22 protein-coding genes and 1 other RNA gene are annotated in these 21,485 nt (G+C 58.5%); 8 read left to right on the top strand and 15 right to left on the bottom strand.

Annotated features, from left to right (window positions below; genetic code table 11):
• Window positions 1-247: 247 nt before the first annotated feature.
• Together rnpB and rsmI are read right to left on the bottom strand one after the other, a co-directional pair.
• An RNA gene (gene rnpB, locus AACY19_RS06070) (RNase P RNA component class A) lies at window positions 248-601 on the bottom strand.
• Between the two features lie 73 nt (window positions 602-674).
• Entirely contained in the window at window positions 675-1,580 is a 906-nt protein-coding gene (gene rsmI / locus AACY19_RS06065) for a 16S rRNA (cytidine(1402)-2'-O)-methyltransferase (RefSeq protein ID WP_339448939.1), read from the bottom strand.
• 178 nt (window positions 1,581-1,758) lie between these two features.
• Here rsmI and AACY19_RS06060 point away from each other — a divergent pair, with 178 nt between their 5' ends.
• The 4 genes from AACY19_RS06060 (at window position 1,759) to AACY19_RS06045 (ending at window position 5,202) form a co-directional block, all read left to right on the top strand.
• Complete coding sequence (locus AACY19_RS06060; RefSeq protein ID WP_339448937.1) at window positions 1,759-3,570, top strand: penicillin-binding protein activator; 1,812 nt, start codon at window positions 1,759-1,761, stop codon at window positions 3,568-3,570.
• Complete coding sequence (locus tag AACY19_RS06055) at window positions 3,570-3,932, top strand: YraN family protein (protein WP_339448935.1); 363 nt, start codon at window positions 3,570-3,572, stop codon at window positions 3,930-3,932. The genes AACY19_RS06060 and AACY19_RS06055 overlap by 1 nt, the downstream gene beginning before the upstream one ends.
• 101 nt (window positions 3,933-4,033) lie before the next feature.
• A complete protein-coding gene (locus AACY19_RS06050) occupies window positions 4,034-4,627 on the top strand; it encodes a phosphoheptose isomerase (protein ID WP_008082788.1) in 594 nt (197 codons plus the stop codon).
• Window positions 4,624-5,202 carry a BON domain-containing protein gene (locus AACY19_RS06045; protein WP_339448933.1) on the top strand — a complete coding sequence of 193 codons (579 nt, stop codon included), beginning with the start codon at window positions 4,624-4,626 and terminating at the stop codon, window positions 5,200-5,202. The genes AACY19_RS06050 and AACY19_RS06045 overlap by 4 nt, the downstream gene beginning before the upstream one ends.
• Window positions 5,203-5,253: 51 nt before the next feature.
• On the opposite strand, the gene AACY19_RS06040 is transcribed toward AACY19_RS06045, so the two are convergent.
• The 7 genes from AACY19_RS06040 to rplM all read right to left on the bottom strand — a co-directional run bounded on the left by AACY19_RS06040 (window position 5,254) and on the right by rplM (window position 10,141).
• Window positions 5,254-5,667 (bottom strand): ClpXP protease specificity-enhancing factor, encoded by a 414-nt coding sequence (locus AACY19_RS06040; protein WP_339448931.1) that lies wholly within the window; start codon window positions 5,665-5,667, stop codon window positions 5,254-5,256.
• 16 nt (window positions 5,668-5,683) lie between these two features.
• Window positions 5,684-6,301 (bottom strand): glutathione S-transferase N-terminal domain-containing protein, encoded by a 618-nt coding sequence (locus AACY19_RS06035; protein WP_007961620.1) that lies wholly within the window; start codon window positions 6,299-6,301, stop codon window positions 5,684-5,686.
• 147 nt (window positions 6,302-6,448) lie between these two features.
• Window positions 6,449-7,231 carry a cytochrome c1 gene (locus AACY19_RS06030; RefSeq protein WP_339448929.1) on the bottom strand — a complete coding sequence of 261 codons (783 nt, stop codon included), beginning with the start codon at window positions 7,229-7,231 and terminating at the stop codon, window positions 6,449-6,451.
• A complete protein-coding gene (locus tag AACY19_RS06025; RefSeq protein ID WP_339448927.1) occupies window positions 7,231-8,442 on the bottom strand; it encodes a cytochrome b in 1,212 nt (403 codons plus the stop codon). Before AACY19_RS06025 ends, AACY19_RS06030 begins: the two co-directional genes overlap by 1 nt.
• Complete coding sequence (gene petA / locus AACY19_RS06020; RefSeq protein ID WP_007917031.1) at window positions 8,442-9,035, bottom strand: ubiquinol-cytochrome c reductase iron-sulfur subunit; 594 nt, start codon at window positions 9,033-9,035, stop codon at window positions 8,442-8,444. The genes AACY19_RS06025 and petA overlap by 1 nt, the downstream gene beginning before the upstream one ends.
• A 270-nt stretch (window positions 9,036-9,305) precedes the next feature.
• On the bottom strand, window positions 9,306-9,698 hold the full coding sequence (rpsI, locus tag AACY19_RS06015; RefSeq protein WP_003228056.1) for a 30S ribosomal protein S9: 393 nt from the start codon (window positions 9,696-9,698) through the stop codon (window positions 9,306-9,308).
• 14 nt (window positions 9,699-9,712) lie between these two features.
• Window positions 9,713-10,141, bottom strand: a complete 429-nt coding sequence (gene rplM, locus AACY19_RS06010; RefSeq protein ID WP_003228062.1) for a 50S ribosomal protein L13 — start codon at window positions 10,139-10,141, stop codon at window positions 9,713-9,715.
• Window positions 10,142-10,386: 245 nt separating this feature from the next.
• Between rplM and AACY19_RS06005 the strand changes: the two genes are divergently transcribed.
• Window positions 10,387-11,427, top strand: a complete 1,041-nt coding sequence (locus AACY19_RS06005; RefSeq protein ID WP_007917033.1) for an NADP(H)-dependent aldo-keto reductase — start codon at window positions 10,387-10,389, stop codon at window positions 11,425-11,427.
• Window positions 11,428-11,511: 84 nt separating this feature from the next.
• Here AACY19_RS06005 and AACY19_RS06000 read toward each other — a convergent pair whose 3' ends face one another.
• A complete protein-coding gene (locus tag AACY19_RS06000; RefSeq protein ID WP_339448923.1) occupies window positions 11,512-12,648 on the bottom strand; it encodes an acyl-CoA dehydrogenase family protein in 1,137 nt (378 codons plus the stop codon).
• 250 nt (window positions 12,649-12,898) lie between these two features.
• On the opposite strand from AACY19_RS06000, the gene AACY19_RS05995 reads away from it, so the two are divergent.
• Window positions 12,899-13,795, top strand: coding sequence for a GlxA family transcriptional regulator (locus AACY19_RS05995; RefSeq protein ID WP_339449603.1), 897 nt, complete (start codon window positions 12,899-12,901; stop codon window positions 13,793-13,795).
• Between the two features lie 187 nt (window positions 13,796-13,982).
• On the opposite strand, the gene zapE is transcribed toward AACY19_RS05995, so the two are convergent.
• The 3 genes from zapE to AACY19_RS05980 form a co-directional block, all read right to left on the bottom strand.
• Window positions 13,983-15,077, bottom strand: a complete 1,095-nt coding sequence (gene zapE / locus AACY19_RS05990) for a cell division protein ZapE (protein WP_122604827.1) — start codon at window positions 15,075-15,077, stop codon at window positions 13,983-13,985.
• A 90-nt stretch (window positions 15,078-15,167) separates the two neighbouring features.
• Window positions 15,168-16,523 (bottom strand): tryptophan--tRNA ligase, encoded by a 1,356-nt coding sequence (locus tag AACY19_RS05985; protein WP_339448919.1) that lies wholly within the window; start codon window positions 16,521-16,523, stop codon window positions 15,168-15,170.
• Window positions 16,524-16,547: 24 nt separating this feature from the next.
• Window positions 16,548-17,177: an alpha/beta hydrolase gene (locus tag AACY19_RS05980; RefSeq protein ID WP_339449601.1), complete on the bottom strand. Its 630-nt coding sequence runs from the start codon at window positions 17,175-17,177 to the stop codon at window positions 16,548-16,550.
• 144 nt (window positions 17,178-17,321) lie between these two features.
• Between AACY19_RS05980 and AACY19_RS05975 the strand changes: the two genes are divergently transcribed.
• Complete coding sequence (locus AACY19_RS05975; protein WP_064392879.1) at window positions 17,322-17,756, top strand: YhcB family protein; 435 nt, start codon at window positions 17,322-17,324, stop codon at window positions 17,754-17,756.
• A gap of 225 nt (window positions 17,757-17,981) precedes the next feature.
• On the opposite strand, the gene AACY19_RS05970 is transcribed toward AACY19_RS05975, so the two are convergent.
• A complete protein-coding gene (locus AACY19_RS05970; protein WP_103306232.1) occupies window positions 17,982-18,716 on the bottom strand; it encodes an OmpA family protein in 735 nt (244 codons plus the stop codon).
• A gap of 110 nt (window positions 18,717-18,826) precedes the next feature.
• Window positions 18,827-19,471, bottom strand: coding sequence for an MBL fold metallo-hydrolase (locus AACY19_RS05965; RefSeq protein WP_339448915.1), 645 nt, complete (start codon window positions 19,469-19,471; stop codon window positions 18,827-18,829).
• A 202-nt stretch (window positions 19,472-19,673) separates the two neighbouring features.
• On the opposite strand from AACY19_RS05965, the gene AACY19_RS05960 reads away from it, so the two are divergent.
• On the top strand, window positions 19,674-21,485 hold a 1,812-nt coding region (locus AACY19_RS05960; protein WP_339448913.1), incomplete at its 3' end, for a M10 family metallopeptidase.

The raw sequence follows: 21,485 nt of genomic DNA, 5'->3' as shown, positions 1-21,485 counted from the left end.
GGAGGGACAACGACAATCTGGCGCAGAGTTTCGACCAATAACTTGATGCAGCACTGAAAGCTGCGCTCGGAAGTTAAAGTAATTTGTTAAGAGTAAGATTTTTTCGGTATTACAAAAGCGCTTCTGCTGTTGATTGAAGCAAGGTGGGAAATGGCTATTACTGCGTATGCCGCTGCCGGACTTTCAGACCAGGCCTGCTGATATTACACAGCCCTGTTGCCTTTGATTCAAGCAGGGAAAGAAAAAGGTGGAGAGTCGATCTGTAAGCCGGGTTCTGTCTTGAACAGTCATTCGTCTACGATGGCCATCACTGGACATCTTTAGCAACCTACCCGGTCCCAGCGCGGGCCACGCCTTGGGACCCTATTTGGTCTTGCTCCAAGTGGGGTTTACCTAGCCACGAACTGTTGCCAGACGTGCGGTGCGCTCTTACCGCACCTTTTCACCCTTACCGGCGCCGAAGCGCTTAGGCGGTTATTTTCTGTGGCACTTTCCGTAGGCTCACGCCTCCCAGGCATTACCTGGCACTTCGCCCTATGGAGCCCGGACTTTCCTCCCCCCCCTAATTTTCATAGAGGGCAGCGACTGTCCGATCGACTCTCCGCCGCGCAGGTTAACGGCAGAGCGTCCGAAGAACAAGCGCTAATAGCCGCAAAACCCGTCTGCGCGACGGGTTACTCGCCCTTCTGTTTATCCAGCGCGACCTGATACAGCACGTTTTTGCGCTCGCCGGTGATCTGCGCAGCCAACGCGGCGGCACGCTTGAGCGGCATTTCCTCGAGCAGCAGATCAAGGACGCGCATGGCTTCGCTGCTGACCGCATCTTCCGACTCCGGTGCCGTCCAGCCAGCGACCAGCACGACGCATTCGCCGCGCTGCTGATTGCTGTCGGACTCGACGAACGCGCGCAGTTCGGCCAACGGCAAGCCCTTGAGCGTCTCAAAGGTTTTAGTGATTTCCCGGGCAAGCAAGGCCTGACGCTCACCACCGAACACTTCTTCCATATCCTGCAAGCATTCAAGGATGCGGTGCGGGGCCTCATAGAAGATCAAAGTCCGCGGCTCTTCCTTGACAGCCTCCAGTCGCGCCTTGCGCCCCACCGACTTGGCCGGCAGAAAGCCTTCAAAGATGAAACGGTCAGACGGCAGCCCCGCCGCCGACAACGCAGCAATCAACGCACAGGCGCCCGGCACCGGCACTACATTGATTCCGGCAGCACGCGCCTGGCGCACCAGGTGATAGCCCGGATCGGAAATCAGCGGCGTGCCGGCATCAGAGATCAGCGCGACGTTATCGCCTGCCAGCAGCCGGGTAATAAACCGGCTACCCTCATCCCGCTCGTTATGTTCGTGGCAGGCGGCCAGCGGCGTAGAAATGCCGAAGTGCTGCATCAGTCGCGCCGAATGGCGGGTGTCTTCGGCAGCAATCAGCGCCACTTCACGGAGGATTTTCAGGGCCCGGGCACTGATGTCGTCCAGGTTGCCGATGGGCGTCGCCACCACATAAAGCGAGCCAGCAGCGGAATTCAAAGGACCTGGAGCAGTCAAAGCGCACACCTCATGATCGGTAAAAGCAGCCATTGTAACGCGTCATGAGGCTTGCGATGCGCTTGTGCGGGACCCGGTTTTTTCAGGCACGCGCCCAGCGCCGTAACATTTGCTTCAGCTAAATTGCCCTAATCACGCCAGTAACATCGCGCCCCGGCCAGTGCTTGGGTACAATTCCACGCTAATTTGATCGAGTATCAGGAACACTTACATGATCGCTTGCCTGCGGCTGTTCACTGCCCTCTGCCTCGCTGCCCTCTTGGCGGCTTGCGCCAGCTCCCCTTCCTCCAGCCTTGGCGAACTTCCACGGACCCCGGATGCCAGCATCGAGCAAATGCTCGAACAGGCTACCCAGGCGAAAACCCCGGAAAAAGCCGCCCTGCTGCGCCTCAGTGCGGCAGACCTGGCGTATCGTCAGGGCAACGCCGGACAGTCCGCGCAGATCCTGCAGCAAGTGCCGATGGAGCAACTGAAGCCAGGCCAGCAGATTTTCGCCAGCACACTGAATGCTGAACTGGCGATGGCCCGCAATCAGCCGAAAGCCGCACTGACTGCCCTGAGCCATCCAAGCCTGCAACACCTGGGCGAGATGCCGGAAGAACAGCAGGTTCGCACAGGCACCGTGCATGCCCGCGCACTTGAGGCCGATGGCCAGACCCTGGCCGCGGCTCGCGAGCGCATCTTCATCGCACCAATGCTGCAAGGTGAAGCTGCGAACAAGAACCACGAAGCAATCTGGACCCTGATCGCCTCGCTGCCCACCGATCAACTGCAGCCGAACACCACCGACGACCTCGGTGGCTGGATGGCCCTGGCCCTGGCCGTGAAAACCGCTGGCACCCTGGAGCAGCAGCAAGCCGCCATCGACAACTGGCGCGCACAAAATCCAAAGCATCCAGCCGCAATCAATCTGCCGCTGCCGCTGACCAAACTCAAGGAGCTGGCCAGCCAGCCACTGAGCAAAATCGCCCTGCTGCTGCCACAGGACGGCCAACTGGCCGCCGTCGGCAAGGCACTGCGCGAAGGTTTCATGGCTGCGCACTACCAAGCGCAACAGGCCGGACAGAAGCCGCCAGCCATCGAGTTCTACGACAGCTCGAAACTGACCTCGATGGACGAGTTCTACCGCAAGGCCCAGGCTGACGGCGTGCAACTGGTGGTCGGCCCGCTGGAAAAACCTCTGGTCAAACAACTGAGCATTCGTCCGCAACTGCCGATCACCACCCTTGCGCTGAACTACAGCGAGGGTGATCAAGGCCCGGCGCAACTGTTCCAGTTTGGCCTGGCCGCAGAAGACGAAGCCCGCGAAGTGTCCCGCCGCGCCCGCGCCGATGGCCTGCACCGCGCAGCCATCATGGTGCCGAAAGGCGAATGGGGGGACCGCGTACTGCGTGCGTTCAGCCAGGACTGGCAAGCCAACGGCGGCAGCATCGTCGCCACCGAGCGTGTTGATCAGCCGGTGCAACTGGCCCAGCAGATCGCCGACATGTTCCAGTTGCGTCAGAGCGAAGCACGCGCCAAGAGCCTGCAGAATGCTGTTGGCACCAACGTAGCGGCGCAGCCTTCGCGTCGTCAGGACATCGAATTCATCTTCCTCGCCGCCACCCCGCAACAGGCGCAGCAGATCAAACCGACCCTGAACTTCCAATACGCAGGTGACGTTCCTGTCTATGCGACCTCGCACGTTTACAGCGCCAGCGGCGACGTGAACCAGTACAACGACATGAACGGCATTCGCTTCTGCGAAACTCCGTGGCTGCTGGAAAGCAGCGACCCACTGCGCCAGCAAGTCGTTGCTCAATGGCCACAGGCCGCCGGAAGCCTGGGTCGCCTGTACGCGATGGGTGCCGATGCCTATCGCCTGGCGCCGCGCCTGGGTCAATTGAAAGCCCTGCCGGACAGCCGCATCGAAGGTCAGTCGGGCAGCCTCGGCATGACCCAGACCCAACGCGTGGTGCGTCAGTTGCCATGGGCCCAGTTCGTCAGCGGCCAGGTCCAGCGCCTGCCGGACACCCCGCGCTGATGCCCGACAGGTCACGCTCGCAGAGCGGCAAGGATGCCGAGCGTCAGGCGCTCGAGCATCTGCAGAATCAGGGGCTGCGCCTGCTGGCGCAGAACTGGTTATGCAAACGCGGCGAGCTTGATCTGGTCATGCTTGATGGCGATACAGTAGTATTCGTTGAAGTTCGCTACAGAAAAAACACTCAATGGGGTGGCGCGCTCGCCAGCATTGATGAGCGCAAGCAGCAGAAACTGATTTTCGCTGCGCAGTATTTTCTTCAGCGCGAGCCGCGCTGGGCCAATTCCCCCTGCCGCTTCGACGTGGTGGCCATCGATAGTCATCCGGGTCAGCTGAACTGGTTGCAGAATGCGTTCGATGGTTGAGCGCCTGTACCCGACTCGATTCTCACCCGACACATTTTGCTCTTTGCTTTGCGGGCTGCACATTCATGTGCCGAACAGCCGCGCTACTTAAGGTCACACAGATGGACATGCAATCCCGAATTCGCCAGCTTTTCCAGGCCAGTATCGACACCAAGCAACAGGCGATGGACGTACTTGCACCGCACATCGAGCAAGCCAGCCAGATCATGGTCAACGCCCTGCTCAACGAGGGCAAGATGCTTTCGTGCGGCAACGGTGGTTCCGCCGGTGACGCCCAGCACTTTTCTTCGGAGCTGCTCAACCGCTTCGAACGCGAGCGCCCAAGCCTGCCCGCCATCGCACTGACCACCGACACGTCGACGATCACCTCGATTGCCAACGACTACAGCTACAACGAAGTGTTCTCCAAACAGATCCGCGCGCTCGGCCAGCCAGGCGATGTGTTGCTGGCGATTTCGACCAGCGGTAACTCGGCAAACATTATTCAAGCGATTCAGGCCGCACATGATCGCGAAATGATTGTCGTAGCATTGACCGGACGCGATGGCGGCGGCATGGCGTCGCTGCTGTTGCCCGAGGACGTCGAGATTCGCGTACCGGCCAACGTCACTGCACGTATTCAAGAAGTCCACTTGCTGGCGATCCATTGTCTTTGCGATCTGATCGACAGCCAACTGTTCGGGAGTGAAGAATGACCCCTAATCGCCTAGGCCTTCTGGCCTTGACCATGTGCCTTGGCATCAGCGGCTGCACTTCGGTGGTGAATGCCAGTCGTGAAGCGCCGATTGAAGATGACCGTGGCACGCGCACCTTCGGCAGCAAGATCGACGACTCGTTGATCGAAACCAAAGTCGGCGTCAACGTGGCCAAGGCCGACCCGGCCCTGGACAACGATTCGCACATCGTCGTTACCAGCTTCAACGGCGTCGTACTGCTGGCCGGCCAAACCCCGCGCGAAGACCTCAAAGCCAAGGCTGAACAAGCTGCCGCCAACGTGCAGCGTGTGAAGAAAGTGCACAACGAATTGCAGGTCCTGCAACCCTCTTCCTTGCTGGCTCGCCAGAACGACGCGTGGCTGACCACCAAGATCAAGACGCAGATGCTCACCGACGCCAGCATTCCCGGCTCGCGCATCAAGGTCGTGACCGAGAACGGGATTGTCTACCTGCTGGGCCTGCTGACCAGACAGGAAGCGACTCAGGCAACCAACCTGGTTCAGGGCGTTTCCGGCGTGCAGAAGATCGTGAAGCTGTTCGAATACATCGATTGATAGCTGAAGCGCGCACACAAAAAAGGCGATCCATCCGGATCGCCTTTTTTATTACTTCACCACTTTCAGGCTTGGCCGGCCGCTAGGGCGCGGTGGCTCACTGTCCGGTGGCGGCAAGTCGTCATCCGACTCGATCTCTTCCTCGCCATCCATCGGCGACTCTAGATCGAACACCATGCCCTGACCATTCTCCCGGGCGTAGATGCCCAGGATCGCGCTGATCGGCACGTAGAGACTGTGCGGGACACCACCGAAGCGACCTTCGAAGGTCACCACGTCGTTATCCATGTGCAGATGACGCACGGCACTCGGCGAGATATTCAGCACAATCTGTCCTTCGCTGGCGAAACCCTGCGGCACCTGCACCGCCGGATACTCGGAATTGACCAGCATGTGCGGGGTGCAATCGTTATCAACAATCCACTCGTAGAGCGCGCGGACCAGATAAGGTCGACTGGAGTTCATAGCGGCTCCTTAAGCCTTAGCGCATATCGCGTTCGACACCAGACAGACTCGCCTGGAAAGCCTCACGCGCAAACTGGCGCTCCATATAATCAAGCAGCGGCTTGGCTGGCCGCGGCAGTTCAATACCCAGAATCGGCAGACGCCAGAGTATTGGCAATAGGCAGCAATCCACCAGACTTTGTTCCTCACTGAGGAAAAACGGCTTGTCGGCAAACAGCGGCGACACGCCCGTCAAACTTTCACGCAATTCCTTGCGCGCCACAACCCGTGCCGCCTCCTTGGACTTGGGATCAAGAATCAGATCCACCAGACCACACCAGTCGCGCTGAATACGATGAATCAACAGACGACTGTTGGCACGCGCCACCGGATAAACCGGCATCAACGGCGGGTGCGGGTAACGCTCATCCAGATATTCCATCACCACGGTCGACTCCCACAATGCCAGGTCACGATCAACCAGCGTCGGGAGACTGCCGTAAGGGTTCACCTCAATCAGTTTAGGCGGCTGGCGACCAGCTTCCACATAAATGATTTCGGCGCTGACACCCTTCTCTGCAAGCACGATGCGCACTCGGTGGGAATAGTGGTCGGCGGGGTCGGAGTAACAGGCCAACCGATTGGTCACGCCCATGGCGATCCTCCTCGCTTGTTGAAATGATTGAAACCGGAAAAACGCGCGCGCCCAGAGGGTGCCTCCCGCAACGCCTGGCTGACCAGACGTTGCATTAACGGAGACGCCCTTGGGCGCGCGCGATTAACAGCAATGCTTTGAAGCGTATCAGTGCACGTCTTTCCAGTATTCACGCTTGAGCAGGTAGGCGAACACAAAGAAGAACGCCAGGTACAGCAAGACGTAAGTACCGATGCGCTGATGTTGCAACTTAACCGGGTTAGCCGAGTAAGCCAGGAAGGTTACCAGATTCTTGACCTTCTCATCGAACTGCTCTTCGTTCAGAGCACCGGATTTCGGCACGATGGTCAGTTGATCACACGCTTCATGAGTCAGCGCCGTACCGGTCAGCGGATCATATTGCTTCTTGCCGTCTTCGACGATCTGCACTTGCTTGCAGCCAACCACCTGACGCCCCTGCAGGCCGACCAGCACGTTAGGCATGCCGACGTTCGGGAAGACCTTGTTGTTCACGCCCCACGGGCGTGCAGGATCTTCATAGAACGAGCGCAGGTAACCGTAGAGCCAGTCGGTGCCACGCACACGCGCCACCAGGGTCAGGTCCGGCGGTGCAGCACCGAACCAGGTCTTGGCATCCGCAGGCTGCATGCCGATGTTCATGTGATCGCCGATCTTGGCACCGGTGAACACAAGCTTCTCGAGCATCATTTCGTGTGGAATGCCCAAGTCATCGGCAACCCGCTCGTAACGCTGGAACTTGGCACTGTGGCAACCCATGCAATAGTTGGCAAAGGTACGTGCGCCATCTTGCAGGGCCGCCTTGTCGGAAACGTCGATGTCGACTTTTTCCAGCTGGGGACCACCCTGTTCAGCGGCGAAAGACAGCACAGGCAAAGCAGCAAAAATCAGAGCAAAAAATAACTTTTTCATCAGCCAGTCACCCTTTCCGGAACCGGTTTGGTCTTCTCGAGCCTGGTGTAGAACGGCATCAGAATGAAGTACGCGAAGTACAGGAAGGTGCACACCTGCGATAGCAAGGTTCGCCCCGGCGTTGGCGCGAGAACGCCGAGAACACCGAGAATCACGAAGGAAATGCAGAACACCACCAGCCAGATTTTGCTCATCCAGCCTTTATAGCGCATGGATTTGACCGGACTGCGGTCGAGCCACGGCAGCACGAACAGCACCGCAATGGCCGCCCCCATGGCAATCACCCCCATGAGCTTGTCGGGTATCGCACGCAGGATGGCGTAGAACGGAGTGAAGTACCAGACCGGTGCAATATGCTCGGGTGTCTTGAACGGGTTAGCTTGCTCGAAGTTAGGCTTTTCGAGGAAATAGCCGCCCATTTCCGGGAAGAAGAACACAATAAAACAGAAGATAAACAGGAATACCACAACACCGACAATGTCTTTCACGGTGTAGTAGGGATGGAAGGCAATGCCGTCCAGAGGGATACCGTTTTCGTCTTTGTGCTTCTTGATATCGACGCCGTCAGGGTTGTTCGAACCCACTTCATGCAGCGCCAGGATGTGCAGCACCACCAAGCCGAGAATCACGATTGGCAGAGCCACAACGTGCAGGGCGAAGAAGCGGTTCAGGGTGATTCCGGAGATCAGGTAGTCACCACGAATCCACTGGGTCAGGTCGTTACCGATGACCGGGATCGCACCGAACAGCGAGATGATCACCTGGGCCCCCCAGTAGGACATCTGACCCCACGGCAGCAGATAACCCATGAACGCTTCAGCCATCAGCGCCAGGTAAATCAGCATGCCGAACACCCAGACCAGTTCACGCGGCTTCTGGTACGAACCGTAGAGCAAGCCCCGGAACATGTGCAGATAAACCACGATGAAAAAAGCCGATGCGCCGGTCGAATGGAGCAATCGCAGGATCGAACCGTACTCGACATCGCGCATGATGTATTCGACGGAAGCGAACGCCTCTTCTGCCGACGGCGTGTAACTCATCGTCAGCCAGACACCGGTGACTATCTGATTGACCAGCACCAGCAGCGCCAGGGAGCCGAAGAAATAGAAGAAGTTGAAGTTTTTTGGAGCGTAATACTTGCTGAGATGGTCTTCCCACATTTTGGTCGCAGGAAAGCGCGCATCAACCCAATCCATGAACTTGCTCATCACGCTTTCTCCGTATCGACGCCAATGACAATCAGGTCATCGGTCTCATAGGAATGCGGGGGAACTGGCAGGTTCAAAGGCGCAGGTTGCGACTTGTAGACGCGGCCAGCCAGATCGTAGTGGGAACCGTGGCAAGGGCAGAAATAACCGCCTACCCAGTCTTTACCCAGATCCGCAGGTGCCACTTCGGGACGGAAGGTCGGTGAGCAACCCAAATGTGTGCAGATCCCGATCAGCAGCAGAATTTCCGGCTTGATCGAGCGCACTTCAGGGTCGACATAGGTAGGTTGCGTGGAGTTTTTGGAGGTCGGATCGGAGAGTTGTCCCTCGATCTTTTTCAGATTCCCCAGGATTTCCTCGGTACGGCGGACAATGAACACCGGCTGACCGCGCCATTCAGCAATCATCTGCTGTCCTGGCTCGATTTTGCTGACATTCACTTTCACCGGTGCACCTGCGGCTTTCGCCTTGGCACTGGGAAACCATGACCCCACGAACGGGACCGCAGCCCCCACCGCTCCTGCAGCACCCACCACGGATGTGGCTGCTACCAAGAAGCGACGCCGGCCTGCATTCACGCCGTCATTGCTCATTCAGTCCTCTCCCATCAGCTTTTGTGGCCTGTTAAATCAGGCATCTACTAAATAAATCAATGTTACTTATAAAAATTTTGCCGAGATGGTAATGAAAAGCCCCAATTCTGACAAGGGAATTACCCGGAGCTCATACCCTTAAGCCTTGCAGTATAGGGGGTCTACGGAAGTGGCAAGTTGTCGCAGCGCAATTCTTTGATAAATCGCAGGCATAAAAAAACGCCCGCTTCCGTGAGGAGGCGGGCGTTCTTTTTGAACGTGGAAGCGGAATTAACGCTTCGAGTACTGCGGACGCTTACGCGCTTTACGCAGACCAACTTTCTTACGTTCAACTTCACGGGCGTCGCGAGTAACGAAGCCAGCTTTGCGCAGAGCGCTACGCAGGGTTTCGTCGTAGTCCATCAGAGCGCGAGTGATGCCGTGGCGGATTGCGCCAGCTTGACCACTTACACCACCGCCGATCACGGTGACGTAGATGTCGAACTTCTCGACAGTCTCGGTCAGCTCCAGCGGCTGACGAACTACCATGCGGGCAGTTTCGCGACCGAAGAAGTTATCCAGCGAACGGTTGTTGATGGAGATGTTACCAGTACCCGGACGCAGGAAAACGCGTGCGGTTGCGGTCTTGCGACGGCCAGTGCCGTAATTTTGAGTCGCCGACATAATGAACTATTCCGTTAAATCTTCAGTTCTTGGGGCTGCTGAGCAGTATGAGGGTGTGCAGCGCCCGCATAGACTTTCAGCTTACGGTACATGTCGCGACCCAGCGGGTTTTTAGGCAGCATGCCCTTAACCGCGGTCTCGATCACACGCTCAGGGGCTTTGGCGATCAGCTTTTCAAAGTTGATCGACTTGATGCCGCCCGGGAAACCGGAGTGGGAGTAGTACATTTTGTCAGTGGTTTTAGCACCGGTAACACGGATCTGCTCAGCGTTGATTACGACGATGTAGTCGCCGGTGTCAACGTGAGGAGTGTACTCAGGCTTGTGCTTGCCACGCAGACGGCTCGCGATTTCGGTGGCCAGACGACCCAGGGTCTGACCAGCAGCGTCGACGACAAACCAGTCGCGCTTTACTGTTTCCGGTTTAGCAGTAAAAGTTTTCATTCTTTATAGCCTCAGGGGCCGCCCTGTAAATTAGACGGCGGATCTTACTGAATAGTGCGTACTTTGACAAGTCAAAGGCAGCCGGATACAGACGCTTTCGGGGGCTCGGGTCGGCGCGTCCGTTCAACGGCAAGATTCTTCGGCGGCGGCGCATCACTTCCACTGCAGAAAGAGGTCGGCAATTATGCAGATTGCGAAAAAATTTTCAACCTGCTTTTATGATTGTTTTGCCCAAGGAGCACCCGATGGACTATCGCCAGCTAGGCCGTACCGATCTGAACGTGAGTGCAATCTGCCTCGGCACCATGACCTGGGGCGAGCAAAACACTGAAGCTGAAGCCTTCGCGCAGATCGAACGCGCGAAAGAAGCCGGGATCAATTTCATCGACACCGCCGAAATGTATCCGGTGCCGCCGAAAGCCGAAACCTACGCCACCACCGAGCGCTACATCGGTAATTACTTCAAAAGTCGCGGCGATCGCGCCGACTGGATTCTGGCCAGCAAGATTGCCGGCCCTGGCAACACCATCGACTACATTCGCGATAAAAACCTGCGCCACAACCGCCAGCACATCACCGCAGCGGTGGACGCCAGCCTGGAGCGCCTGCAGACCGATTACATCGACCTGTACCAATTGCACTGGCCGGAACGCAGCACCAACTTTTTCGGACAACTGGGCTACAAGCACAAGATTGAAGCCAACCTGACCCCGCTCGAAGACACCCTCGAAGCGCTCGACGAGCAGGTGAAGGCCGGCAAGATCCGCCACATCGGTCTGTCCAACGAAACCCCGTGGGGCACCATGCGCTTCCTCGCGCTGGCCGAAGCCCGTGGCTGGCCGCGTGCGGTATCGATCCAGAACCCCTACAACCTGCTCAACCGCAGTTTCGAAGTGGGTCTGGCGGAGATCGCCATCCGTGAACAGTGCGGCCTGCTCGCTTACTCGCCGCTGGCGTTCGGCTTCCTGTCGGGCAAATACGAAGGTGGCGCACGCCCGCCAAAAGGTCGCCTGAGCCTCTACAGCCGCTTCAGCCGCTACTTCAATGCCCAATCGGAAGCCGCCTGCAGCCGTTACGTGGCACTGGCCCGTGAGCACGGCCTGGACCCGGCGCAAATGGCCCTGGCATTCGTGACCCAGCAACCGTTCGTCACCAGCAACATCATTGGTGCGACGACGCTTGAGCAACTGGACAGCAACATTGCCAGTTTTGATCTGAAGCTTTCCGACGAAGTGCTCGCCGGGATCGAAGCGATTCACAAGGATCACCCCAATCCTGCACCTTGATCGATAGCTGAAAGCTTCGCGAGCAAGCCCGCTCCCGCGTGGGAGCGAGCCTGCTCGCGAAGAGGCCCGCCAATGCAGCGATGATCAAAGTGACCGCGCAATGATCTCCTTCATGATTTCATTGGTGCCCGCATAGATCCGCTGCACCCGCGCATCCGCCCACGCCCGGGCGACCGGGTATTCCCACATGAAACCGTAACCGCCATGCAACTGCACGCACTCGTCGAGCACTTTGCATTGCAGATCGGTGCCCCAGTATTTGGCCATTGCCGCCGTTGGCACATCCAGCTTGCCTTGCAGGTGCAGCTCCAGACATTTGTCGACGAACACTCGGCCGATCTGAATCTCGGTGGCCATTTCCGCCAGCTTGAAGCGGGTGTTCTGAAAGTCGGCAATCGCCTTGCCGAAGGCCTTGCGATCACGGGTGTAATCGAGCGTCCATTGCAGCGCTGCTTCGGCTGAGGCCAGCCCGCCAATCGCCACCGTCAGGCGTTCCTGCGGCAGCTCTTGCATCAGATAAGCGAAACCTGCTCCGGCCTGGCCCAGCAGGTTTTCCTTCGGCACTCGCACGTCCTGAAAGAATAATTCCGAGGTGTCCTGGGCCTTCATGCCGACCTTCTCCAGGCGTTTGCCCTTGTCGAACCCCGGCGTATCGGCTTCCACCAGGAACAGGCTGGTGCCCTTGGCGCCGGCCTTGGGATCGGTCTTGGCGACCACGATCACCAGATCAGCCAGAAAGCCGTTGGTGATGAAGGTTTTCGAACCGTTGATCACGTATTCGTCATCGTCGAGCACGGCGGTGGTCTTTACCCCTTGCAGATCGGAACCGGCACCCGGCTCGGTCATGGCGATGGCGGTCACCATTTCGCCCGAGACCAGTTTCGGCAGGTACTTGTGCTTCAGCGCCTCGCTGCCGTAATGCAGGATGTACGGCGCGACGATGTCCGAATGCAGCGAGAAGCCGATGCCGGTCAACCCCAGCCGGCCGACCTCCTCGATCACCACGGCGCTGTAGAGAAAGTCCGCCCCCAGCCCGCCGTACTCTTCCGGCAGATGCGAGCAAAGCATCCCCGCCTCCCCTGCCTTGTTCCAGAGTTTGCGGTCGATGTAGCCTTGTTTCTCCCATTGCGCATGGAACGGCACGGCTTCTTTTTCGAGGAAGGTTCGCACACTGTCGCGAAACAATTCGTGCTCGGGGCTGAACAAGGTTCTGGGGATCATGCGGCACCTTTCTTTCTTGTTGGAGGGAGACGACCTTCAGAGACTAAGCCCCCCATCTGACACAGGACACTGGACACATCCGACAAAAAATAAGACGATCCAGCCGTCTGGCGACCACTTTCCCTTATAAAAACAAAACAAAAGTTGAATTATGTCCAAGCAAGTCTCCACGCCCTTGCGGCGCGTCAGCATCCTGGCCATTGACCGGGTTTTCGCCTACACCCTCATGCAAGCCAAGGATTTTTTCCATGTGGCCAGCCTGCGTTATGGCAAACAACTGGGCCACGGCCTGACTCCGGCGTTCGAAACCCGATTGGTCAGCCCCGATGGCAAACCGGTGAAAAGCTTTAGCGATGTGGTCATGCCGGTGGACGGCGGGCTCGAAAACACCGATGTCATCATCCTCCCGGCCTTCTGGGACGATTTTGAAACGCTGTGCACTCGATACCCACAAATCCTGCCTTGGCTACGCGAGCAACATGCCCGCGGCGCAGTGCTTTGCGGCGAAGCCACCGGGGTGTTCTGGCTGGCCGAAGCCGGCCTGCTCGATGGCAAGGAAGCGACCACCTACTGGCGCTTCTTCAATGCTTTCACCGAGCGTTTCCCCAAGGTCTACCTCAATCAGGACAAGCACCTCACGGACGCCGACAATCTCTATTGCGCCGGCGGCACCACATCGGCCTGCGACCTCTACATCTACCTGATCGAGCGCTTCTGCGGGGCCAACGTGGCCCAGGCCGTGGCTCGCGATATTCTCTACGAAGTGCAGCGCAGCTATTCGCCGGGGCGCATCGGTTTTGGCGGGCAGAAGCTGCATCAGGACGTGATCATCCTGCAGATCCAGCACTGGCTCGAAGAACATTTCGCCGACAAGTTCCGTTTCGAAGACGTTGCCCGGGAGCACGGCATGAGCATCCGCAATTTCATGCGGCGCTTCCAGACCGCCACTGGCGACAAGCCACTGCATTACCTGCAACGCCTGCGTATCGAAACGGCCAAGGGCTTGTTGTCCGGCAGCCGCAAAAGCATCAAGACCATCAGTTATGAGGTCGGCTATGACGATGCGAGCTTCTTTGCGCGGCTGTTCCGCCAGCACACGGAACTGTCGCCGAACCAGTATCGGCAGCAGTTTCAACAGGCTGCTTAGTTTCCCATGCCCATCGAAATCCCTTGTGGGAGCGGGCTTGCTCGCGAATGCGGCGCATCAGGCGGCATGCATGCTGGATGACACACCGCTTTCGCGGGCAAGCCCGCTCCCACAGTGATCGAGGCGAATTTCAGATACAAAAAAGGGCCTGCAATTGCAGGCCCTTTTTCTTTTGCCGAAAATCCGTTTAAGGCTTGTGCGCCCGAGACAGGAATTCGTGGGATTGCATCTCCAGCAGACGGCTCAGCGTGCGCTGGAATTCGAAGTTCAGACGGCCGCCGGTGTACAGATCCTTCAGTTCGACTTCAGCAGAAATGATCAGCTTCACGTTACGGTCGTAGAACTCGTCGACCATGTTGATGAAGCGGCGGGCGATGTCGTCAGTGGTGACGCTCATCTGCTCGACACCGCTGAGCAGCACGGCGTGGAAGATCTTGCCCAGTTCGATGTAGTCGTTCTGGCTGCGCGGGCCGTCGCACAGTTCGCGGAAGTCGAACCAGGCCACGTCGTCGCACGTGCGCAGGGCACGGATCTCGCGGTTCTCGATGATCAGCACATCGTTTTCCACCGCCGCCGTGCATTCCGGCGTCAGTGCCTTGAAGCTCTTGCGCAGGCTTTCGTGAGCCGCTTCGTCGAGCGGATAGTGGAACAATTCCGCTTGCTCAAGGTGACGCAGGCGGTAGTCGACGCCGCTGTCGACATTGACGATCTCGGTGTTCTGCTTGATCAGCGCAATGGCCGGCAGGAAACGCGCACGTTGCAGACCGTCCTTGTACAGACCGTCCGGGACGATGTTCGACGTCGCGACCAGAGTCACGCCGTTCTTGAACAACTCTTCCATCAGCGTGCCGAGGATCATCGCGTCGGTGATGTCGGAGACGAAGAATTCGTCGAAGCAAATCACCCGCGACTCGGTGGCGAAACGCTTGGCGATGATGGTCAGCGGGTTTTTCTCGCCGCCGAGGGTTTTCATCTCTTCGTGCACACGTTTCATGAAGCGGTGGAAGTGCGTGCGGGTCTTTTCCTTGAACGGCAGCGCTTCGAAGAAGGTGTCGACCAGGTAAGTCTTGCCGCGCCCTACGCCGCCCCAGAAATACAGGCCCTTGACCGGCGCCTGATCCTTTTTGCCGAACAGTTTGCTCAGCAGACCTGGCTTGTTCTGATCGGCGGCGATCAGATCCTCGTACAGACGCTGCAAATGACGCACAGCAGTTTCCTGCGCGGCGTCATGGAAGAAGTCCGGGCGTTTCAGATCAGCTTGGTATCGTTCTAGGGGCGTCATAATTCGTTAGCAAGGCAACAAAAACGGGCCGTCACTGTAGCGACGGCCCGGGGGAATGGCAATCGGCCCTTGGTCGGGTCGTGCCGCCGATTAGTCCTGAGCCGGGGTCAGCGCGACCCGCAGAGCCTCGATGGCCGCGTCCCGCGCAGCAGCGTCGGCAAACGCCGGGCTGTCGCCAACGCACTCGCCTTCCAGCCAGACGCTGAAGTTCAGGTCTTCGCTGCGCACATCCAGCGGTTGGCCGGATTGCAGCTGCTTGGTCACTTGCCCTGCGGCTTTGCCATCAGCGAAATTGCGCGACAGCAGCAATTGTTCGCCATCGGCCGCCAGCAGACGGAAACGGAAGCTCCCGTCGTCTTCACGGAAGCTGACGAAGCGTGCGGCTTTTGCAGCTTTCTTCTTGGTGGTCGCAGCCACTTGCACCTGATTGACGAAAGAACGCAGGCCAACGGCTTCACGCAGTTCGTTGAGGAACGGCGTTGCCACGGCGCGGGCCTTTTTGGCGCCGATCTGCAGGATGTCTTCCAGATCCGCCGGGCGCTCAATCAACTGATGATACTTGTCGCGCGCTTCGCCGAGCTCGTTGTCGAGCAACTGGAACAGACGGTTCTTCGCCTCCCCCCAACCCAGACCACCGAGCAGTTCGCTGCGGAATTCGTCAGCCTGCGCAGGCGTGGCGAACGCCTGGAACAGGGTGAACAGGTGCGAGTTGTCCGGATCTTTCGCTTCGCCTGGCGCTTTGGAGTCAGTGACGATCCGCGAAATCGCGTCCTTCATCTCTTTGGCGCTGGAGAACAACGGGATGGTGTTGTCGTAGCTCTTCGACATCTTCCGACCGTCGAGGCCCGGCAACGTCGCCACGCTTTCTTCGATCAGTGCTTCGGGCATGGTGAAGAATTCCTTGCCCTGCCCGAACAGGTGGTTGAAACGCTGACCGATGTCGCGGGCCATTTCCACGTGCTGGATCTGGTCACGACCGACGGGCACCTTATGCGCGTTGAACATCAAAATGTCCGCCGCCATCAGCACTGGATAGCTGTAGAGCCCCATGGTGACACCGGCGTCCGGGTCTTCACCGGTTTCAACGTTCTTGTCCACCGAGGCCTTGTAGGCGTGCGCACGGTTGAGCAGGCCCTTGGCGGCAACGCAGGTCAGCAGCCAGGTCAGCTCGGGGATTTCCGGGATGTCGGACTGGCGGTAGAAGGTCACGCGGTCGACATCGAGGCCACCGGCCAGCCAGGTCGCGGCGATTTCCAGACGCGAACGCTGGATGCGCAGCGGGTCATCGCATTTGATCAGGGCGTGGTAGTCGGCCAGAAAGTAGAACGAATCGGCATTGCTGTCGCGGCTGGCAAGGATGGCCGGGCGGATGGCGCCGGCGTAGTTGCCCAGGTGTGGCGTGCCGGTGGTGGTGATGCCGGTGAGGATACGGGTACGGTTCGTCATGGGTAATCGCTTGTCAGACTGCAATCAATTCGAGAGACGCGGCAGGATCAGATCCTTGAGATCGGTCAACTTGCCATGAAAAAAGTGCCCGCATTCTGCCACTTTCAGCAGCTCATGGGGGCGCTGGAGTTTTTCCGACCAGTCGTAGACCCGTTGCGGGTCGATGACTTCGTCGGTTTCCGGCTGGATCACGGTCAACTCGCCCTGCTGCGGCAGTTGATCCTGCTCGCCCAGACGCATCACCGCCGGCGCGACCATGAACAGGTGCTTGAGCTGCACGCCTTGTGCTTCAAGACGGCCGCCGAGACTTGCTGCAACAAATCCGCCGAAAGAGAAACCGAACAGCGTCAGCGGCAGATCCGGGTGTTTTGCCCGCAGCCATGCGGCAGCAGCCTGGGCGTCGTCGACTTCACCCATGCCCATGTCATGCGAACCTTCGCTGGCACCAACGCCGCGATAGTTGAAGCGCAAGGTAATCAGGCCGGCGTCGCGCGCGGTGCGCTGCAAGGTCGAAACGACCTTGTTCAGCATGGTGCCGCCCTGTACCGGGTTCGGATGGCAGATCAGCGCGATGCCGACTGGCTGCTCGCTATCCAGGTACAGCGACTCAAGTTGACCCACCGGGCCGTCAATCACTACAGGGGTTTCACGCATCAGCAAGGAAGGAACTCCGTGACCTCGAATCGGGTCGACTCGTCTAGCAAATTGTCTGTGCCAATCTATTGCGAGTGAATCGCGGTATACAGCGCAGGTTCGAGCCGTTAACGTAAAGCAAAGCCGTTTATAGAGGAAGGACTCGTGGAACACTCGCTCTTAGTTTGGTTGTTACCGACTCTTGCCCTGGTTGTGGGTGTCGCCATTGGATTCCTGATCGCGCGCGTTGCGCCGAACGCCGCGCCGAGCCGCACGCAGCGTCAACTGGATGATATCCAGGAGCGTTTCGACAGTTATCAAAACGAGGTGGTCACCCACTTCAACAGCACCGCCATGCTGGTCAAGAAACTGACCCAAAGCTATCAGGAAGTGCAGGATCATCTCGCCGAGGGTGCCAATCGCCTGGCCCTGGACGAGCAGACCCGCCAGCGCCTGATTGCTGCCCTGCACGCTGACGCTGCGCAAGCGCCACGCGAGCGCCTGACGCCACCGCGCGATCAGGAGCCGCCACGCGACTACGCACCGAAGACCCCGAACTCGCCGGGCATGCTCGATGAGCATTATGGTCTGAAGAAATAATCAGCCTGCGCTGACATAAAAGCCCCCGGACAGTGATGTGTCCGGGGGCTTTTTTGTATCTGATGATTTAAGGGCGATTGATCCGCCCCCTTCGCGAGCAAGCTCGCTCCCACAGGGGGATGCATTTCAAATGTGGGAGCGGGCTTGCTCGCGAAGGGGCCAGCACGGGCAACCCAAAAAAATGCCCGGTCACAAGACCGGGCATTTCTTCATTCAAGCATTCAGTTACGGATACTGCTGAACCGTACCCGGCTGTTGTTGCTGGCCACCATACTGCTGACCCGGAATCGCCTTCAGGTTGACTTCAACCCGGCGGTTCTGCGCCCGGCCATTGACGTCACCGTTGCTGGCAATCGGATTATCCGGACCGGCGCCACGGGCCGAGAGGTTGGCACCGCTGACACCTTGTGAGGTGAGATAGGTCGCCACGCTCTGCGCTCGACGTTGCGACAGGTCCATGTTGTGCTGACGGCTGCCGGTGCTGTCGGTGTAGCCAACGATTTCGATCTGGTTCTGGTTGAATTCTTTCAGCGAGTTCGCCAGGTTGTTCAGCGGCTGATAGAAGCTGGACGCAATGTTCGCCGAGTCGGTGGCGAAGGTGATGTTGCCCGGCATGATCAGTTTGATCTGATCACCCTGACGCTGCACTTCAACGCCGGTATTGGCCATGCTGGCGCGCAGCTTGGCTTCCTGCTTGTCGGCGTAGTAACCGTAACCGGCGGCGGACGCGCCCACCACGGCGGCGCCGATCAAGGCCCCCTTGCCGCGGTTGTTGTGATCGATGGCCGCACCGGCCAAGGCACCCGCCAGAGCGCCGAGGCCACCGTACTTGGCGGTTTTGCTCATGCCCTGAGAGCCGCCGTCAGCCTGACCCTGATTGTCATACGGGTTGGGGGAGGCGCAGCCGGACAGCAAGGCCACGGCAGTAGCGACAATAATCAAACGACGCTTGGTGAACATGGAGAGCTCCTGGTTTTGCATTCTATGACGGCCCTTTTGGCAATGGACCTGTGCGGGCGTTTGATCCTGACAATGCACAAAAATTCCGCTGGGCACTCGTGACAAAATATTTACGCGCGCACGAACGGGTTCTCGCGCATTTCATCGCCCAGACGCGTATCCGGGCCATGTCCGGTAATCACCGTTGCGTCTTCGTCCAGGGTGTACAGCCGCTGCTTGATGGAGCGCACGATGGTCGCCTGATCGCCGCCCCACAAGTCCGTGCGCCCTACCCCGCGACGGAACAATGTGTCGCCGGCAACCAACAGCTTAGCCTCGGAAAACCAGAAGCTCATGGAACCGGGCGTATGCCCCGGCGTATGCAGTGCCACGCCGCAGCCGCAGGCCAGTTCTTCGTCGTCGCTCAGCCAGCGATCCGGGGATGGCACGGGCACGTAAGGCACCCCGAACATCTGGCACTGCATTTCCAGGTTGTCCCACAGGAACTGATCTTCTTTATGCAGATGCAGGGTCGCGCCGGTTTTCTCTTTCATTTGCCCGGACGCGAGGAAGTGATCGAGGTGGGCGTGAGTGTGAATGATGCTGACCACCTTGAGCCCGTGCGCATCGAGGCGCGCCATGATCAGATCGGGGTTGCCGCCCGGGTCGACGACGATGGCTTTTTTTGTGACCGGGTCGCCAATAATGGTGCAGTTGCACTGCAAAGGCCCGACGGGAAACGTTTCGCGGATGAGAGAAGGCGTTACAACTGACATGAAAAATCCTCGACAGACGGCGGAGAGCGTTTGTTCAGGATTCTACTGCACGCGCCGATACAGAATGCCAGGCCAGTAATTTGACGCCACTAATCAGAAAGTAGTGGCCTTATGATGTCAAATATATAAATTCTGGTGCAAAATCGCGTTCTTTTTGTAGCGGCCGCATCCAGGAAGGGTCGCATAGCTCTCAGGAAATTCCATGCCAACGCCCAAGACGTATTCGATCAGTTTGCCCTCCACGCTGACGGGCAATGCCCTCGTCGACAGCCTCATCTCAGGCACCTATTGGCTGGGGGCCAACTGGACTCCGACTGGGCCGACCAACCTGAGCTACAGCTTCATGGCACCGGTCACTTCGTATTTCGTGACCGACTACAGCCCCGACAACGAATACAACGCGCTGTACGAGCTCACGGCCGGGCAAAAAACCGCCATCACCAACGCGCTGGGCGCCTGGAGTGCCGTCGCCAACCTCAACTTCACGCTGACCACCGACACCCTTTTCAACGTCGGTGACATGCGTTTTGGCGGCTATCGGTTGATGGACGACAAGACCGCTGCGTGGGCCTACTTCCCGGCCAATTCGCCAGTCGCCGGCGATGTCTGGATCGGTCCGCAGACCAATGATCCGAACCCGGGCAAAGGCTCCTACGATTACATGACCTTCGTGCATGAAATCGGCCATGCGCTGGGCCTCAAACATCCGTTCGACGCCAGCTCGACCAACAAGACCCTGCTCGACCCGACGCTCGATGATGTTCACTTCACCGTGATGAGCTACAACAGCAACTATTCCTACCAGCCAACCACGCCGATGGTGCTGGACATCATCGCGATCCAGAGCCTGTATGGCGCCAACATGGCGTGGCAGGCCAGTGACACTGTGTACAAGTGGGCGGCCAACCAGTCGATTTTCGAGACCATCTGGGACGGCGGCGGCAATGACACCATCGATGGCAGCAACCAGCTGGCGGCCGTCAGCATCAATCTCAATGAAGGCGCTTACAGCCAGATCGGCAAGGCGTTCATCGATTACAACAACCAGACCGCGATCAATGACGGCCTGGCGATTGCCTACGGGGCGAAGATCGAGAACGCCATCGGTTCTGCGTTCAACGACATTCTCACCGGTAACGCACTGAACAACACGCTTGATGGCGGCGCAGGTGCCGACACCATGTCCGGTGGCGATGGCGTCGACACCTACTATGTCGACAACGTCGGTGATGTGGTCATCGAAACCGATGCCTCGCTGACCGCCCTTGACCGCGTATTCGCGTCCATCGATTACACCCTCGGCAACAACGTCGAAAACCTCATCCTGACTGGCACTGGCAACCTCAACGGTACCGGTAACTCGGTCAATAACCGCATCACCGGTAACGATGGCAATAACATCCTTGATGGCGGCGCAGGCGCTGACACATTGATTGGCGGCCTCGGCAACGACACCTATATCGTCGATAACGTCGGCGACACCATCGTGGAAACCAGCACCCTGGCGGGCGAGATCGACAGTGTCTGGTCGTCGGTCGACTTCACCTTGAGCGCCAACGTGGAAGCCCTCTCGCTTTCCGGGACCGCCAATCTCAACGGCACCGGCAACAGCGGCGGTAACTACATCAATGGTAATTCGGGCAATAACATTCTCGATGGCGGCGCGGGTGCCGACGTCCTGATTGGCGGCTTGGGCAATGACACTTATATCGTCGACAACATCGGCGACACGGTGACTGAAAGCAGCACGCTGGCCAGCGAAATCGACACCGTGCGCGCGTCGGTGGACTGGACCCTGGGCGCCAACCTAGAAAACCTCGTGCTCACTGGCGATGCGATCAACGGCACCGGTAACGTGCTGGACAACACGCTGACCGGCAACGCGGCGGCCAACACCCTCGATGGCGGCGCAGGCGCTGACACCATGATCGGCGGCGACGGCGTCGACACCTACATCGTCGACAACGTCGGCGATGTAGTGATCGAAACCGATGCCTCGCTGACCGCACTCGAC

This window comes from Pseudomonas sp. EA_5y_Pfl2_R50, assembly GCF_963970475.1.
GTDB lineage: Bacteria > Pseudomonadota > Gammaproteobacteria > Pseudomonadales > Pseudomonadaceae > Aquipseudomonas.
This window is presented reverse-complemented; position numbering and strand designations above follow the sequence as displayed.